Here is a 16,970-nt window from a genome sequence, read left to right on the forward strand (position 1 = left end):
GACAACGTCAGCATCACCGTGAAGCTGATCGCCCCGATCGCCATGGAAGAAGGCCTGCGCTTCGCCATCCGTGAAGGCGGCCGTACCGTCGGCGCCGGCGTGGTTGCCAAGATCATCGCCTAAGTAAGAAGCCACAGGGGTATAGCTCAATTGGCAGAGCGTCGGTCTCCAAAACCGAAGGTTGTAGGTTCGATTCCTACTGCCCCTGCCAACCTTGGTGCTGGCATTTGAAGCTGGCGACAAGGTTTGATGTCAGCAACGCAATCTGACGAGATTGCCGAGCATCCCGACAGCCAGCCCGCAGGCGCGACAGCCCGGCGGGCTTTGCTGCTGGTGGGCTTGATCATTTTGTATCGTCGGTTGGGCCGCCTTGGCCAGCCAACGTCCTGGTCCTGAAGTGAAAGCAATGTCCTCTTCTACTCAAGTCGAAACCGTGTCCACCGGCGCTGACAAGGCCAAGCTGGCCGCGGCCGCCGTGCTGGTGCTGGCGTCGATCGTTGCTTTCTATCTGCTGGGCCAGCAGGCCATGTGGCTCCGCGTGATCGCCCTGCTGGTCGGTCTGGTGGCGGCCGTGGCTGTCTACTTCAGCTCGGAAAGCGGACGTCAGCTCATCGCCTACGGCCATGAGTCTGTGCGCGAGGTCAAGAAGGTGGTCTGGCCTGCTCCCAAGGAAGCCGGTCAGATGACGGCGTACGTGTTCGCGTTCGTCGTGCTGATGGCCCTGTTCCTGTGGGCGACCGACAAGACCCTCGAATGGGTCCTGTACGACCTGATCCTCGGCTGGAAGCGCTGACCCGAACAAACCAACAAAGGCTTCAGAACATGAGCGAATCCATGACCACCGACACCGGCACGCCGGCAGCCAGCAACCTGCGCTGGTATGTGGTGCATGCCTATTCGGGCATGGAAAAGGCCGTCGAGCGCAACATCCGCGAGCGGATCGAGCGCGCCGGCATGCAAGACAAGTTTGGCCGCATCCTGGTTCCGACCGAGGAAGTGGTTGAGCTCAAGAACGGCAAGAAGTCGGTCACCGAGCGTCGTTTCTTCCCTGGCTATGTCCTGGTCGAAATGGTGATGGACGATGAGTCCTGGCACTTGGTCAAGCACACCAGCAAGGTCACCGGTTTCGTCGGCGGTGCGCGCAATCGCCCGGCCCCGATCTCGGAAGCCGAAGTGATGAAGATCGTCAACCAGATGCAAGAAGGCATCGAGAAGCCACGGCCGAAGGTCGAGTGGATGGTGGGCGAGCTGGTGCGCGTCAAGGAAGGCCCGTTCACGGACTTCAATGGCGCCATCGAGGAAGTGAACTACGAGAAGTCGAAGGTTCGCGTGTCGGTCACGATCTTTGGTCGTGCCACGCCGGTCGAGCTCGATTTCTCGCAGGTCGAGAAGGTCTGACGGTTCACCGTTCAGCCGGAAGTTTTCGGCTGGCAGCGCGCCCGACCCGGTGCTGTCAGTTGTGATTTGAACGGGTCGAACTGACGAGGAGCTCACCAGCCATCCGTGGTGGTGTGGGCGCTAGTACTCGAGGAGCCAATCATGGCAAAGAAGATTGTCGGCTTTATCAAGCTGCAAATCCCGGCCGGCAAGGCCAACCCGTCGCCGCCCGTCGGCCCGGCACTGGGCCAGCGCGGCCTGAACATCATGGAGTTCTGCAAGGCGTTCAACGCCCAGACCTCCTCGATGGAACCCGGTCTGATGCTGCCGGTGGTGATCACCGCCTTCGCTGACAAGTCGTTCACCTTCGTGCTGAAGTCGCCGCCGGCGACCGTGCTGATCAAGAAGGCGATCGGTCTGGGCAAGGGTTCGGACAAGCCGCACCTGAACAAGGTTGGCAAGATCACCCGCGCACAGCTGGAAGACATTGCCAAGCTGAAGCAAAAGGACCTGACGGCAGCCGACATGGATGCCGCAGTGAAGACCATCGCCGGTTCCGCCCGTTCGATGGGTGTCATCGTGGAGGGTGTGTGAGATGGCAAAGCTGACCAAGAAGGCCAAGGCCCTGCAAGGCAAGGTTGACAGCCTGAAGCTGTATCCGATCGCTGAAGCTCTGGTGCTCGTCAAGAGCTGCGCTACCGCCAAGTTCGATGAATCCATCGACGTGGCCGTGCAGCTGGGCATCGACCCGAAGAAGTCGGACCAGGTCGTCCGTGGCGCTGTCGTTCTGCCGAACGGCACCGGCAAGACCAAGCGTGTCGCCGTGTTCGCACAAGGCGCCAAGGCTGATGAAGCCAAGGCCGCCGGTGCTGACATCGTCGGCATGGAAGACCTGGCTGAGTCGATCAAGGCTGGCAACATCAACTTCGACGTGGTCATTGCCTCGCCGGACACGATGCGTATCGTCGGTACCCTGGGTCAAGTGCTGGGCCCGCGCGGCCTGATGCCTAACCCGAAGGTCGGTACCGTGACCCCTGACGTTGCCACCGCTGTGCGCAACGCCAAGGCTGGTCAGGTGCAGTTCCGCGTCGACAAGGGCGGCATCATCCACGGCACCATCGGCCGTCGCTCGTTCGACGACGACAAGCTGGTCGGTAACCTGGCCGCACTGCTGGACGCCCTGAACAAGGCCAAGCCGGCCTCGAGCAAGGGCATCTACCTGCGCAAGGTGGCTGTGTCCTCGACCATGGGTGTCGGCGCTCGCGTCGAAATCGCCTCGGTCGCGGCTGCCACCACGGCTGCCTGATCGCCTGAAGGCTTTCCAGGCCTGTGCGGCCGTCTTGACGCACGGGCCTGACAAATTGGTGGGTCCCTGAAGGAGCAATCCAGCAGGGAGCCATCCAAGACCGCTGGCGGCCGAAGAGGTTTTTACTTCCAGGCCTTAATCGCCCCCCTGCAGTCCGCTGCAGGGAGTGGCCAGCGCAGATGGCGTCCCCGCCGTGAAGATTGAAGATCCAGTGAAGCACGCAAGTGCACAACGGGAAACTCGCTCGCAACGGCAAGGTCGCTGAAACCCGGTGTGCCGGAGTGGTCGCAAGACTGCGAAGGCACGTATTTGTGAGGAGTAGACCTTGAGTCTCAACCGCAACGAGAAGGCGGCCGTCATCGAGGAAGTGGCGGCGCAAGCTGCCAAGTCCCAGACGTTGGCCCTGGCCGAGTACCGTGGCCTCACCGTCGAGAACCTGAACAAGCTGCGCGTCGATGCGCGTGCCAAGGGTGTGTATCTTCACGTGCTGAAGAACTCCCTGGCCCGTCGCGCCGTCGCCGGCACCCCGTTCGAGGTTGCGTCGGAGAGCATGGTCGGCCCGCTGATCTACGGCTTTTCCGAAGACGCTGTCGCCGCGGCCAAAGTCATCGCTGACTTTGCCAAGGGCAACGACAAGCTGGTCATCAAGGGTGGCGCCTATGCAGGCAAGGCCCTGAACGTTGATGGCGTGAAGGCTTTGGCCTCCGTGCCGAGCCGCGAAGTGCTGCTGTCCCAGATCGCTGGGCTGCTGCTGTCGCCGGTGCAACGTATGGCCGCCGTCTTGGCTGCATTGTCCGAACAGCGTGGTGGCGGTGAAACCGCTGCTGAAGCTCCGGCCGAAGAAGCCCCGGCTGCCTGATCGGCACCGTACCCCCTATTCACTGAATCATTGATTTCGAGGAAAACAAAATGGCATTCGATAAAGACGCCTTCCTGAGCGCCCTGGACACCATGTCCGTGATGGACCTGAACGACCTGGTCAAGGCAATTGAAGAGAAGTTCGGCGTGTCCGCTGCTTCGATGGCTGCTCCGGCTGCCGGTGGCGGCGCCGCTGCTGCTGCAGTGGAAGAGAAGACCGAATTCAACGTCGTGCTGGTCGAAGCCGGCGCTCAGAAAGTCTCCGTCATCAAGGCCGTGCGCGAACTGACGGGTCTCGGCCTGAAGGAAGCCAAGGACCTGGTCGACGGTGCTCCGAAGAACGTCAAGGAAGCTGTGCCGAAGGCTGACGCCGAAGCCGCTGTCAAGAAGCTGGTTGAAGCCGGCGCCAAGGCTGAAGTCAAGTAATTTGACCTTCCGCGAGGAGGCTGGGAGTACCGAAAGGTCTCCCGGCCTTTTCTGCTTGGAGGGTTAAATCCCCCTTCGAGACCACCTGGAAGATTCCCGCGCAATAATCGGGGGTTTTCCAAGTGTTCTCTGATCCGACTGCAGAAGAACAGGTTTGGTCGGGCTCCGGTGCAATGCCGGGGTTGTCCGCCAGCGGTTGGTAGTGGCCAACCACCAAGCTTTCAGGTGCAAAGCCTGCATAAGCCAGTCGCCTTGCGAAGTTCACGCCAACGGCCCGGCGTGTTTCATCGCTACGGAGTGTTCAATGGCGCAAGCAACCCCCTACAGCTACACCGAGCGCAAGCGTATCCGCAAGAGCTTCGGCAAGCGTGAGAGTGTTCTCAACGTTCCCTATCTGCTGACCATGCAGCGGGAATCCTATGTGGCGTTTCTCCAGAAGGAGATCCCGCCCGCCCTGCGCAAGCCTGAAGGCCTGCAGGCAGCTTTCCTTTCCGCCTTCCCGATCGTTTCGCACAACGGGTTCGTGGAGATGAAGTTCATCGAGTACAACATTGCTCGACCGGCCTTCGATACCCGTGAATGCCAACAGCGTGGCCTGACCTACGCTGCTGCCGTCCGCGCGAAGCTGCAGATGATCATCTATGACCGTGAGTCGCATCCGGCCAAGGTCGTCAAGGAGATCAAGGAGCAAGAGGTCTACATGGGCGAAGTGCCCCTGATGACCGACTACGGCTCCTTCATCGTCAATGGCACCGAGCGTGTCATCGTCTCCCAGCTGCACCGCTCGCCTGGCGTGTTCTTCGAACACGACAAGGGCAAGACGCACTCGTCGGGCAAGCTGCTGTTCTCGGCGCGGATCATCCCGTACCGTGGTTCGTGGCTCGACTTCGAATTCGACCCGAAGGACATCCTGTACTTCCGCGTCGACCGCCGTCGCAAGATGCCGGTGACGATCCTGCTGAAGGCCATCGGCCTGAATCCGGAAAGCATCCTGGCGCACTTCTTCGCCAACGACACCTTCCGTCTGATGGATTCCGGCGCACAGCTGGAATTCGTGGCTGATCGTCTGAAGGGCGAAGTCGCCCGTTTCGACATCACCGACAAGGACGGCGTCGTCGTCGTCGAGAAGGACAAGCGGATCACCGCACGTCACGTTCGCCAGCTGGAGCAATCCGGCACGACGTTCATCTCGGTGCCGGAAGACTTCCTGGTGGGCCGCGTCGTGGCTCGCAACATGGTCGACCCGGACACCGGCGAGATCATCGCCAAGGCCAACGAAGAGCTGACCGAAACGCTGCTGAAGAAGCTGCGCGGCGCCGGCATCAAGGACGTCCAGTGCCTGTTCACGAACGAGCTGGACCAGGGCGCCTACATCAGCCAGACCCTGGGTCTGGACGAGACTGCCGACCAGCTGGCTGCACGCGTGGCCATCTACCGCATGATGCGTCCGGGCGAGCCGCCGACCGAAGACGCGGTGGAAGCACTGTTCAACCGTCTGTTCTACAGCGCTGACACGTACGACCTGTCGCGCGTGGGCCGCATGAAGTTCAACGCCCGCGTGGGCCGTGACGTGCCGGAAGGCGCGATGACGCTGAGCAACGAGGACATCCTTGACGTGGTCAAGATCCTGGTTGAGCTGCGCAACGGCCGTGGCGAAGTCGACGACATCGACCACTTGGGCAATCGTCGTGTGCGTTGCGTGGGCGAACTGGCCGAAAACCAGTACCGCTCGGGCCTCGCTCGTATCGAGAAGGCCGTGAAGGAGCGTCTGGGCCAGGCTGAGACCGAAGCCCTGATGCCGCACGACCTGATCAACTCCAAGCCGATTTCCGCGGCTCTGAAGGAGTTCTTCGGTGCGTCGCAGCTGTCGCAGTTCATGGACCAGACCAACCCCCTGTCGGAAATCACGCACAAGCGTCGTGTTTCCGCCCTGGGCCCGGGTGGTCTGACCCGCGAGCGCGCCGGCTTCGAAGTTCGTGACGTGCACCCGACCCACTACGGCCGTGTGTGCCCGATCGAAACGCCGGAAGGCCCGAACATCGGTCTGATCAACTCGCTGGCTCTGTACGCGCAGCTGAACGAATACGGTTTCCTGGAAACCCCGTATCGCCGCGTTGAAGACGGCCAGGTGTCGATGAAGATCGATTACCTGTCGGCCATCGAAGAAGGCAAGTACGTCATCGCCCAGGCGAATGCGACGCTGGACGCCACTGGCAAGCTGACCGACGAGCTGGTTTCGGCCCGTGAAAACGGCGAATCCGTGCTGACCTCGCCGGAGCGCATCCAGTACATGGACGTGGCCCCGACGCAGATCGTCTCCGTGGCAGCTTCGCTCGTGCCGTTCCTCGAGCACGACGATGCAAACCGCGCACTGATGGGCGCCAACATGCAGCGTCAGGCTGTGCCGACCCTGCGTCCTGAAAAGGCGCTGGTGGGTACGGGCGTGGAGCGCGTGGCGGCTGTCGACTCGGGCACCGTGGTGACCGCACGTCGCGGCGGCATCGTCGACTACGTCGATACCAACCGCGTGGTGATTCGTGTCAATGACGACGAAACCGTGGCCGGTGAAGTCGGCGTCGACATCTACAACCTGATCAAGTATCAGCGTTCGAACCAGAACACCAACATCCACCAACGCGCCATCGTGCGCCGCGGCGACAAGGTGGGCGCTGGCGACGTGGTGGCTGACGGCGCATCGACCGACCTGGGCGAGTTGGCTCTGGGCCAGAACATGCTGGTCGCGTTCATGCCCTGGAACGGCTACAACTTCGAAGACTCGATCCTGATTTCTGAGCGCGTCGTGGCCGAAGACCGCTACACCTCGATCCACATCGAGGAACTGGTGGTCATGGCCCGCGACACGAAGCTGGGCAGCGAAGAAATCACCCGCGACATCCCGAACCTGAGCGAGCAGCAACTGTCTCGCCTGGACGAGTCGGGCATCGTCTACATCGGCGCCGAAGTGACGCCGGGCGACGTGCTGGTGGGCAAGGTCACGCCGAAGGGCGAGACCACGCTGACGCCGGAAGAGAAGCTGCTGCGCGCCATCTTCGGCGAGAAGGCCTCCGACGTGAAGGACACGTCGCTGCGCGTGGACCAGGGTACCAACGGTACCGTGATCGACGTCCAGGTCTTCACCCGTGAAGGCATCCAGCGCGACAAGCGCGCCCAGCAGATCATCGACGACGAGCTGAAGCGCTTCCGCCTCGACCTGAACGACCAGCTCCGCATCGTGGAAGCTGACGCGTTCGATCGTATCGAGAAGCTGCTGGTCGGTCGCACCGCCAATGGCGGCCCGCAAAAGCTGGCCAAGGGCACCGTGCTGTCGAAGGACTACCTGGCCTCGATCGACAAGTACCACTGGTTTGACGTTCGCCCTGCAGAGGACGACATCGCCAACCAGCTGGAGTCGATCAAGAACTCGCTGGAGCAGACCCGTCACAGCTTCGACCTGGCTTTCGAAGAAAAGCGCAAGAAGCTGACGCAAGGCGACGAGCTGCCTGCTGGCGTGCTGAAGATGGTCAAGGTCTACCTGGCCGTCAAGCGTCGCCTGCAGCCTGGTGACAAGATGGCCGGCCGTCACGGCAACAAGGGCGTCGTGTCCAAGATCACCCCGATCGAAGACATGCCCTACATGGCCGACGGCACCCCTGCCGACATCGTTCTGAACCCGCTGGGCGTGCCTTCGCGGATGAACGTGGGTCAGGTGCTGGAAGTTCACCTGGGCTGGGCCGGCAAGGGCATTGGCCAGCGCATTGGCGACATGCTGCAGCAACAGTCCGCCGTGGCTGAACTGCGCAAGTTCCTCGATGAGCTGTACAACCAGTCGGGCGGCAAGCCTGAGCGTCTGGAAGAGTTCTCCGACAAGGAGATCATCGACATGGCGCGCGAGCTGACCAAGGGTGTTCCTTTCGCCACGCCGGTGTTCGACGGTGCGAAGGAATCCGAGATCCGCGGCATGCTCAAGCTGGCCTATCCGGACGACATCGCGGCTCGCAAGGGCCTGACCGAGACCCGCACCCAGGCTTACCTGCATGACGGCCGCACCGGCGAGCGCTTCGAGCGCCCGACCACCGTGGGCTACATGCACGTGCTGAAGCTGCACCACTTGGTCGACGACAAGATGCACGCCCGTTCCACCGGTCCGTACTCGCTGGTCACGCAGCAACCGCTGGGCGGCAAGGCCCAGTTCGGTGGCCAGCGTTTCGGTGAAATGGAAGTGTGGGCACTGGAAGCCTACGGCGCCGCTTACGTGCTGCAGGAAATGCTGACCGTCAAGTCCGACGACGTGAACGGCCGTACCAAGGTCTACGAAAACATCGTCAAGGGCGAGCACGCCATCGATGCCGGCATGCCGGAATCGTTCAACGTGCTGGTCAAGGAAATTCGCTCGCTGGGCATCGATATTGAGCTGGAGAAGAACTGATCAATGGCCCGGGCAGGGCGGCTGGATGAACCAGTCGCCTGCCTTCCACTGATTAGCGATTTCGACTGCCTCAATACCAAACAAGGAGTAAAGCCATGAAAGGCTTGCTGGACCTCTTCAAGCAGTTCACCCCGGATGAACACTTCGACGCGATCAAGATCGGGCTGGCTTCGCCCGAGAAGATCCGTTCGTGGTCTTTCGGCGAGGTGAAGAAGCCCGAGACGATCAACTACCGCACGTTCAAGCCTGAGCGTGATGGTCTGTTCTGCGCCAAGATCTTTGGCCCGATCAAGGATTACGAATGCCTGTGCGGCAAGTACAAGCGCCTGAAGCACCGCGGTGTCATCTGCGAGAAGTGCGGCGTTGAAGTCACGCAGACCAAGGTTCGCCGTGACCGCATGGGTCACATCGACCTGGCTGCACCGTGCGCGCACATCTGGTTCCTGAAGTCGCTGCCGTCGCGTCTGGGCCTCGTGCTCGACATGACCCTGCGCGACATCGAACGCGTGCTGTACTTTGAAGCCTACGTGGTGGTGGACCCGGGCATGACCCCGCTGAAGAAGTTCAGCATCATGTCCGAGGACGACTACGAGGCCAAGCGCACCGAATTCGGCGACGAATTCATCGCGCTGATGGGCGCCGAAGGCATCCAGAAGCTGCTGGCCGAGATGGATCTCGACGTCGAGATCGACCGCCTGCGCAACGACATGACCGGCAGCGAGCTGAAGGTCAAGAAGAATTCCAAGCGCCTCAAGGTGATGGAAGCCTTCAAGAAGTCGGGCATCAAGCCGCACTGGATGGTGATGGACGTGCTGCCAGTGCTGCCGCCGGACCTGCGTCCGCTGGTGCCGCTGGACGGCGGTCGTTTCGCGACCTCCGACCTGAACGACCTGTATCGCCGCGTCATCAACCGGAACAACCGTCTGGCGCGTCTGCTCGAGCTGAAGGCCCCTGAAATCATCGTGCGCAACGAAAAGCGCATGCTGCAGGAAGCCGTGGACTCGCTGCTGGACAACGGCCGTCGTGGCAAGGCCATGACGGGCGCGAACAAGCGTGCCCTGAAGTCGCTGGCCGACATGATCAAGGGCAAGAGCGGTCGTTTCCGTCAGAACTTGCTGGGCAAGCGCGTCGACTACTCGGGTCGTTCGGTGATTACCGTCGGCCCGACCCTGAAGCTGCACCAGTGCGGTCTGCCGAAGCTGATGGCGCTTGAGCTGTTCAAGCCGTTCATCTTCTCGCGCCTGGAAGCCATGGGCATCGCCACCACCATCAAGGCGGCGAAGAAGGAAGTTGAAAGCGGCACCCCGGTGGTCTGGGACATCCTTGAAGAAGTCATCAAGGAACACCCGGTCATGCTGAACCGTGCGCCTACGCTGCACCGACTCGGCATCCAGGCTTTCGAGCCGGTGCTGATCGAAGGCAAGGCCATCCAGCTGCACCCGCTGGTCTGCGCGGCCTTCAACGCCGACTTCGACGGTGACCAGATGGCCGTTCACGTGCCGCTGTCCATCGAAGCTCAGATGGAAGCCCGCGCCCTGATGCTGGCCTCGAACAACGTGCTCTTCCCGGCTTCGGGCGAGCCGTCGATCGTGCCGTCTCAAGACGTGGTGCTGGGCCTGTACTACGCCACCCGTGAGCGCACCAACGCCAAGGGCGAAGGCATGATCTTCTCCGACACCGTCGAGCTGCAACGCGCTCTCGACAACGGTGCCGTGGAAATCACCGCCAAGATCAACGTCCGCCTGACCGAATACGTCAAGGACGCTGAAGGCGAGTTCCAGCCGGAAACCAAGCTGGTTGAAACGACCGTGGGCCGTGGCCTGCTGTCGGAGATCCTGCCGAAGGGCCTGCCGTTCTCGAACATCAACAAGGCGCTGAAGAAGAAAGAAATCTCGCGCCTGATCAACACCTCGTTCCGCAAGTGCGGTCTGAAGGAAACGGTCGTGTTCGCGGACAAGCTGCTGCAGTCCGGCTTCCGCCTGGCCACGCGCGCCGGCATCTCGATCGCCATCGACGACATGCTGGTGCCGCCGCAGAAGCAAGGCCTGATCGAGCGCGCCGAGAAGGAAGTCAAGGAAATCGAGCAGCAGTACGTCTCGGGCCTGGTGACCGCCGGTGAGCGCTACAACAAGGTCGTGGACATCTGGGGCAAGACCGGCGACGAAGTCGGCAAGGTCATGATGAGTCAGCTCTCCAAGGAGAAGACCATCGACCGCCACGGCAACACCGTGGACCAGGAATCGTTCAACTCCATCTACATGATGGCCGACTCCGGCGCCCGTGGTTCTGCAGCGCAGATCCGCCAGCTGGCCGGTATGCGGGGCCTGATGGCCAAGCCGGACGGCTCGATCATTGAGACCCCCATCACGGCGAACTTCCGTGAAGGTCTGAATGTGTTGCAGTACTTCATCTCGACCCACGGCGCTCGTAAGGGCCTGGCCGACACGGCACTGAAGACCGCGAACTCGGGTTACCTGACCCGTCGTCTGGTCGACGTGACGCAGGATCTGGTCGTCATCGAGGAAGACTGCGGCACCGAGCACGGCTTTGCCATGCGCGCCCTGGTTGAAGGTGGTGAAGTCATCGAATCGCTGCGCGACCGCATCCTGGGTCGTGTGGCTGCCGTTGAAATCACGCACCCTGAAACCCAGGAACTGCTGCTGCCGGCCGGCACCATGCTGGAAGAAGACCAGCTCGACATCCTCGAAGCCGCCGGCGTCGACGAAGTCAAGGTGCGTACGCCGCTGACCTGCGAAACCCGTTTCGGTCTGTGCGCCAAGTGCTATGGCCGCGATCTGGGCCGTGGTGGCATGGTCAACACCGGTGAAGCTGTGGGCGTGATCGCTGCACAGTCGATCGGTGAGCCAGGCACCCAGCTGACCATGCGTACGTTCCACATCGGTGGCGCGGCATCGCGTGCGGCTGTGGCCTCGAGCGTGGACGCGAAGTCCGATGGTTTCATCGGCTTCAACGCCACGATGCGCTACGTGACCAACGGCAAGGGCGAGTTGGTGGTGATTTCGCGTTCCGGCGAAATCGTCATCTCCGACCAGCACGGTCGCGAGCGTGAGCGTCACAAGGTGCCGTACGGCGCGATCCTGAACATCAAGGCTGACCAGCAGATCAAGGCTGGTACGGTCCTGGCGAACTGGGATCCGCTGACCCGTCCGATCATCACCGAATTCGCCGGCAAGGCGCAGTTCGAGAATGTGGAAGAGGGCGTGACGGTGGCCAAGCAGCTGGACGAGGTCACTGGCCTGTCCACCCTGGTGGTGATCGACCCGAAGCGCCGCGGCGCTGCCAAGGTCATTCGCCCGCAGGTCAAGCTGCTCGACGCGCAAGGCCACGAAGTCAAGATTCCGGGTACCGATCACTCGGTGACCATCGGCTTCCAGGTCGGCTCGCTGATCCAGATCCGCGACGGCCAAGACCTCGCCCCGGGCGAAGTGCTGGCACGTATCCCGGTTGAAGGCCAGAAGACCCGTGACATTACCGGCGGTCTGCCGCGAGTCGCGGAGCTGTTCGAAGCCCGTTCGCCGAAGGACGTCGGCACGCTGGCTGAAATCACCGGCACGATCTCGTTCGGCAAGGAGACCAAGGGCAAGGTTCGCCTGGAAATCACCGACCCCGAAGGCGGCAAGCACGAAGAGCTGGTGCCCAAGGAAAAGAACATCCTGGTGCACGAAGGCCAGGTGGTCAACAAGGGCGAACTGGTGGTGGACGGCGCGGCCGACCCGCAAGACATCCTGCGTCTGCTGGGTGTCGAAGAGCTGGCGCGCTACATCGTCGACGAAGTGCAGGACGTCTATCGTCTGCAGGGCGTGAAGATCAACGACAAGCACATCGAGGTGATCGTTCGCCAGATGCTGCGTCGTGTGCAGATCGTCAACTCGGGCGACTCCAGCTACATCGTTGGCGAGCAGGTCGAGCGTTCGGAGCTGTTCAACACGAACGAGCGTCTGCGCGCTGAAGACAAGGTGCCTGCCACCTACGCTGACGTGCTGCTGGGCATCACCAAGGCCTCGCTGTCGACTGACTCCTTCATCTCGGCCGCTTCCTTCCAGGAAACGACCCGCGTGCTGACCGAGGCTGCCATCATGGGCAAGCGCGACGAGCTGCGCGGCTTGAAGGAAAACGTCATCGTCGGTCGTCTGATCCCTGCCGGTACCGGCATGGCCTTCCACCTGGCCCGCAAGGCCAAGGAAGAGATGGACGACACCGAGCGTCGTGCCATCGCCATGCAGGAAGCCGAGGAACTGGCTTCCGCGCAGCTGGCACAGCTGGACGCCGCCAGCGACAGCGACGCATCAGGCAACTGAATCAGCGGCAGCCGTCGACGGGCGGCTGATCGTTGAATGCAAAAGGGCGCTCCTCGGAGCGCCCTTTTTTTGTGCCTGCTTTCCGTCAGATGTTTGCTGCCGGCAAGGCCCACAGGCGCGGCGGCACGATGGCCAGGTTGTGCAGACGCCTGGCCTTGCCGGCCAATTTCAGCACCGCCTTGTCGCGGCTGACCAGCCACCGGCAGCCCCAGGCCACGCCCGCATCAAGAAACTTCTGATCGTCCCGGTCGGTGCATACCAGTCGGCCTGTTGCACCCGGTGCCGCAGGCGCCTCCAGCCAGCGAACGCGCGCGTCCATGGCCGCCAGCACGCCGGCGCCGTCGAGCCCGCGACCGACGGGCAGACCGCGTGCCAGCACATGCGCAAGCTCGTCTCGCATGCCTGAGCTGGCCACCCAATGCCATTGCCCAGCTGCGCGGGCAGCTTCCCAGTGTGCCGTCGTGGGGTCATTGAAGTACAGCCAGTCGAGCACGGCTTGGCTGTCAAGTATCGCCATGTCGACCGATTCGGAAGAGTGTGTGCTCACAATGAAAGTCGCGTCTTAAGGCTTCAGAGCCTCGCATTGTGCAGCGGCTTGCGACATTCCTGCCCGGTGCATATAATCATCGGCTCTTCGGCAAGTTCTGCCGTGCTGCTTGCTGCGCGAATCTGCGCGGTACAAGGCGTTCGTCGTGTGGAGTGGGTCTCTTGGCATCAAGCCCGAGAAGCATCCAGACCCTGCGACGGAGAAGAAAAAGAAGACCCTTTCAGTTGTAACTTCAAACGGGAACAAGTTACCCATGCCAACCATCAACCAGCTCGTGCGCCAAGGCCGCAAGGTCGAGGTCACGAAGTCCAAGTCGCCTGCGATGCAAAACTGCCCGCAGCGCCGCGGTGTTTGCACCCGCGTTTACACCACGACCCCGAAGAAGCCTAACTCGGCACTTCGTAAGGTTGCCAAGGTGCGTCTGACCAACGGTTTCGAAGTCATTTCGTACATCGGCGGTGAAGGCCACAACCTGCAAGAACACAGTGTCGTGCTCGTGCGCGGCGGCCGTGTCAAGGACTTGCCAGGCGTTCGCTACCACATCGTGCGTGGCTCGCTTGACCTGCAAGGCGTCAAGGATCGCAAGCAATCTCGCTCCAAGTACGGCGCCAAGCGCCCGAAGAAGGCCTGATTGGCTCGCTGAGAAAAAAGAGTGTCACCACCGGCCTGCAAGGTCGCGTGTCTGGCAAATGCGGTTCAACCAACCGGTTGACCGAGTAAGTGAAAGACCCGCTGTTAGCTCGTGGTCTTTCAGGGTGTCGGGAAACCGATGCCAACTGAAGATGAAGGAAGAGAGAAATGCCTCGTCGTCGCGAAGTACCCAAGCGTGAAATCCTGCCGGACCCGAAGTTCGGTTCCGTTGACCTGTCCAAGTTCATGAACGTGATCATGGAATCGGGCAAGAAGGCTGTTGCAGAGCGCATCATCTACGGTGCCCTGGAACAAGTCGAAAAGAAGGCCGCCAAGGATCCGCTGGAAGTCTTCATGGTCGCGCTGAACAATGTGAAGCCGATGGTTGAAGTCAAGTCCCGCCGTGTCGGCGGTGCGAACTACCAAGTTCCCGTGGAAGTTCGCCCCGTCCGCCGGATGGCCCTGGCCATGCGTTGGTTGAAGGAATCTGCGCGCAAGCGTGGTGAGAAGTCGATGGCCGCTCGTCTGGCCAATGAACTGCTGGAGGCCTCGGAAGGCCGTGGCGGCGCCATGAAGAAGCGTGACGAAGTTCACCGCATGGCCGAAGCCAACAAGGCGTTCTCGCACTTCCGCTTCTAAACCCCTGTTATCTGGCCGCCTAGGGTTGTCACCAACCCCTGGCGGTCTTCCTATTTGGAGTGACTCATGGCTCGTCAGACCCCCATTGAGCGGTATCGCAACATCGGCATTTCTGCCCACATCGACGCCGGCAAAACCACCACGACCGAACGGATCCTGTTCTACACGGGCGTGAACCACAAGATCGGCGAAGTGCACGACGGCGCCGCCACGATGGACTGGATGGAGCAGGAGCAGGAGCGTGGCATCACGATCACTTCGGCAGCCACCACCTGTTTCTGGAAGGGCATGGAAATGTCCTACCCGGAGCATCGCTTCAACATCATCGACACCCCCGGACACGTGGACTTCACCATTGAAGTCGAACGTTCGATGCGCGTGCTCGACGGCGCCTGCATGGTTTACTGCGCCGTGGGTGGCGTGCAGCCGCAGTCGGAAACTGTCTGGCGTCAGGCCAACAAGTACAAGGTGCCGCGTCTGGCCTTCGTGAACAAGATGGACCGTACCGGTGCCAACTTCTTCAAGGTCGTGGACCAGATGAAGACTCGCCTGAAGGCGAACCCGGTGCCCATCGTGATTCCGATCGGCGCTGAAGAAAACTTCAAGGGCGTGGTCGACCTCATCAAGATGAAGGCCATCATCTGGGACGAAGCGTCCCAGGGCATGAAGTTCGACTACCAGGACATCCCGGCCGATCTGGTCGAGACGGCCCAGGAATGGCGCGAGAAGATGGTCGAGGCGGCTGCCGAAGCCACCGAAGAGCTGATGAACAAGTACCTCGAGTCGGGCGACCTGACCGAGGCTGAAATCAAGCTGGCCATCCGCACCCGCACGATCGCTACCGAAATTCAGCCGATGCTGTGCGGTACCGCGTTCAAGAACAAGGGCGTGCAGCGCATGCTCGACGCCGTGATCGACTTCCTGCCTTCGCCGGTGGACATTCCCCCGGTGACCGGTACGGACGAAGACGAGCAGCCGGTGTCGCGCCGTGCTGACGACGGCGAAAAGTTCGCTGCGCTGGCCTTCAAGCTGATGACCGACCCGTTCGTTGGTCAGCTGACCTTCGTGCGCGTGTACTCGGGCGTTCTCGCCTCGGGCGCAAGCGTCTACAACCCGATCAAGGGCAAGAAGGAACGTATCGGCCGAATCCTGCAGATGCACGCCAACCAGCGTGAAGAAATCAAGGAAATTCTGGCCGGTGACATCGCCGCTTGCGTGGGCTTGAAGGACGTGACCACGGGCGAAACTCTGTGCGATCCGGACGCCATCGTCACGCTGGAAAAGATGGTCTTCCCTGAGCCGGTGATCTCGCAGGCTGTTGAGCCGAAGACCAAGGCTGACCAGGAAAAGATGGGCATCGCCCTGGGCCGTCTGGCTGCAGAGGATCCGTCCTTCCGCGTCCGCACCGACGAAGAATCGGGCCAGACCATCATTTCGGGCATGGGCGAGCTGCACCTGGAAATCATCGTCGACCGCATGAAGCGTGAGTTCGGCGTTGAAGCCAACGTCGGCAAGCCGCAGGTGGCCTACCGCGAAACCATCCGCAAGTCGGTGGAAGACGTCGAAGGCAAGTTCGTTCGCCAGTCGGGCGGCAAGGGCCAGTACGGTCACGTCGTGCTCAAGATCGAGCCGATGGAGCCGGGCAAGGGCTTCGAGTTCGTCGACGCGATCAAGGGCGGTGTGGTTCCTCGCGAATTCATCCCGGCCGTGGAGAAGGGCCTGATCGACACGCTGCCGAATGGCGTGCTGGCCGGCTTCCCGGTGGTGGACGTCAAGGTCACGCTGACCTTCGGTTCGTACCACGACGTGGACTCCAACGAAAACGCCTTCAAGATGGCAGCTTCGATGGGCTTCAAGGACGGTATGCGCAAGGCTTCGCCGGTCATCCTCGAGCCGATGATGGCCGTGGAAGTCGAGACGCCTGAAGACTACGCCGGTACCGTGATGGGTGACCTGTCCAGCCGTCGTGGCTTGGTGCAGGGCATGGACGACATGGTCGGTGGCGGCAAGGTCATCAAGGCCGAAGTCCCGCTGTCGGAAATGTTCGGCTATTCCACGTCGCTGCGCTCGGCCACTCAAGGCCGTGCAACGTACACGATGGAATTCAAGCACTACAACGAAGCGCCGAAGAACGTCGCTGACGCGATCATCACCGCTCGCGCCAAGTAAGTTCGAAGGCCGGACCCCGCAAGGGCGTCCGGCTTTTTGCATATCGCAAATGGTCTTTGGCGCCACGCATGACGTGGTTGGTCGGCTGCCCGTGGCAGGCCAGCGCTGGAGACCTTAAACAGGCACGGGCATTGTTCTTTCTCTGGAGATTGAAATGGCAAAAGGCAAGTTTGAACGTACCAAGCCGCACGTGAACGTGGGCACCATCGGTCACGTGGACCATGGCAAGACGACGCTGACGGCTGCGATCACGACGATCCTGTCGGCAAAGTT

General features: G+C 61.5%; 14 protein-coding genes and 1 tRNA gene. 14 read left to right on the forward strand and 1 reads right to left on the reverse strand.

Translation table 11 applies throughout. The features are described from left to right. The 10 genes from AACH00_RS19615 to rpoC form a co-directional block, all read left to right on the forward strand. A partial coding sequence (locus tag AACH00_RS19615) for an EF-Tu C-terminal domain-related protein (RefSeq protein ID WP_479723912.1) occupies positions 1 to 123 on the forward strand: 123 nt, incomplete at its 5' end. A 12-nt stretch (positions 124 to 135) separates the two neighbouring features. Beyond that, positions 136 to 211, forward strand: a tRNA-Trp gene (locus tag AACH00_RS19620). Between the two features lie 195 nt (positions 212 to 406). Then, positions 407 to 793 (forward strand): preprotein translocase subunit SecE, encoded by a 387-nt coding sequence (gene secE, locus AACH00_RS19625; protein WP_341400872.1) that lies wholly within the window; start codon positions 407 to 409, stop codon positions 791 to 793. Between the two features lie 41 nt (positions 794 to 834). Then, positions 835 to 1,398: a transcription termination/antitermination protein NusG gene (gene nusG, locus AACH00_RS19630; RefSeq protein WP_423221968.1), complete on the forward strand. Its 564-nt coding sequence runs from the start codon at positions 835 to 837 to the stop codon at positions 1,396 to 1,398. A gap of 141 nt (positions 1,399 to 1,539) precedes the next feature. Then, positions 1,540 to 1,971, forward strand: coding sequence for a 50S ribosomal protein L11 (rplK, locus tag AACH00_RS19635; protein WP_341400874.1), 432 nt, complete (start codon positions 1,540 to 1,542; stop codon positions 1,969 to 1,971). Between the two features lies 1 nt (position 1,972). After that, complete coding sequence (gene rplA / locus AACH00_RS19640; RefSeq protein WP_341400875.1) at positions 1,973 to 2,683, forward strand: 50S ribosomal protein L1; 711 nt, start codon at positions 1,973 to 1,975, stop codon at positions 2,681 to 2,683. Between the two features lie 325 nt (positions 2,684 to 3,008). Next, on the forward strand, positions 3,009 to 3,542 hold the full coding sequence (gene rplJ / locus AACH00_RS19645; protein ID WP_341400876.1) for a 50S ribosomal protein L10: 534 nt from the start codon (positions 3,009 to 3,011) through the stop codon (positions 3,540 to 3,542). 50 nt (positions 3,543 to 3,592) lie between these two features. Further along, positions 3,593 to 3,967, forward strand: coding sequence for a 50S ribosomal protein L7/L12 (gene rplL / locus AACH00_RS19650; RefSeq protein WP_341400877.1), 375 nt, complete (start codon positions 3,593 to 3,595; stop codon positions 3,965 to 3,967). Between the two features lie 304 nt (positions 3,968 to 4,271). Continuing rightward, on the forward strand, positions 4,272 to 8,393 hold the full coding sequence (rpoB, locus tag AACH00_RS19655) for a DNA-directed RNA polymerase subunit beta (RefSeq protein ID WP_341400878.1): 4,122 nt from the start codon (positions 4,272 to 4,274) through the stop codon (positions 8,391 to 8,393). A 95-nt stretch (positions 8,394 to 8,488) separates the two neighbouring features. Beyond that, positions 8,489 to 12,712, forward strand: a complete 4,224-nt coding sequence (gene rpoC, locus AACH00_RS19660; RefSeq protein WP_341400879.1) for a DNA-directed RNA polymerase subunit beta' — start codon at positions 8,489 to 8,491, stop codon at positions 12,710 to 12,712. Between the two features lie 85 nt (positions 12,713 to 12,797). On the opposite strand, the gene AACH00_RS19665 is transcribed toward rpoC, so the two are convergent. Further along, the gene (locus tag AACH00_RS19665; RefSeq protein WP_341400880.1) at positions 12,798 to 13,229 is read right to left on the reverse strand and encodes a PIN domain-containing protein; all 432 of its coding nucleotides are present in this window, start codon (positions 13,227 to 13,229) and stop codon (positions 12,798 to 12,800) included. A 283-nt stretch (positions 13,230 to 13,512) separates the two neighbouring features. Between AACH00_RS19665 and rpsL the strand changes: the two genes are divergently transcribed. The 4 genes from rpsL to AACH00_RS19685 form a co-directional block, all read left to right on the forward strand. Further along, complete coding sequence (rpsL, locus tag AACH00_RS19670) at positions 13,513 to 13,890, forward strand: 30S ribosomal protein S12 (protein ID WP_341400881.1); 378 nt, start codon at positions 13,513 to 13,515, stop codon at positions 13,888 to 13,890. A gap of 167 nt (positions 13,891 to 14,057) precedes the next feature. Then, on the forward strand, positions 14,058 to 14,528 hold the full coding sequence (gene rpsG, locus AACH00_RS19675; RefSeq protein ID WP_341400882.1) for a 30S ribosomal protein S7: 471 nt from the start codon (positions 14,058 to 14,060) through the stop codon (positions 14,526 to 14,528). Positions 14,529 to 14,594: 66 nt separating this feature from the next. Beyond that, a complete protein-coding gene (fusA, locus tag AACH00_RS19680; RefSeq protein ID WP_341400883.1) occupies positions 14,595 to 16,697 on the forward strand; it encodes an elongation factor G in 2,103 nt (700 codons plus the stop codon). Between the two features lie 154 nt (positions 16,698 to 16,851). After that, positions 16,852 to 16,970, forward strand: a 119-nt coding sequence (locus tag AACH00_RS19685) for a GTP-binding protein (RefSeq protein ID WP_341400884.1), incomplete at its 3' end; no start/stop codon positions are given.

This window comes from Ideonella margarita (genome assembly GCF_038066635.1).
GTDB classification, from domain to species: domain Bacteria; phylum Pseudomonadota; class Gammaproteobacteria; order Burkholderiales; family Burkholderiaceae_C; genus Ideonella; species Ideonella margarita.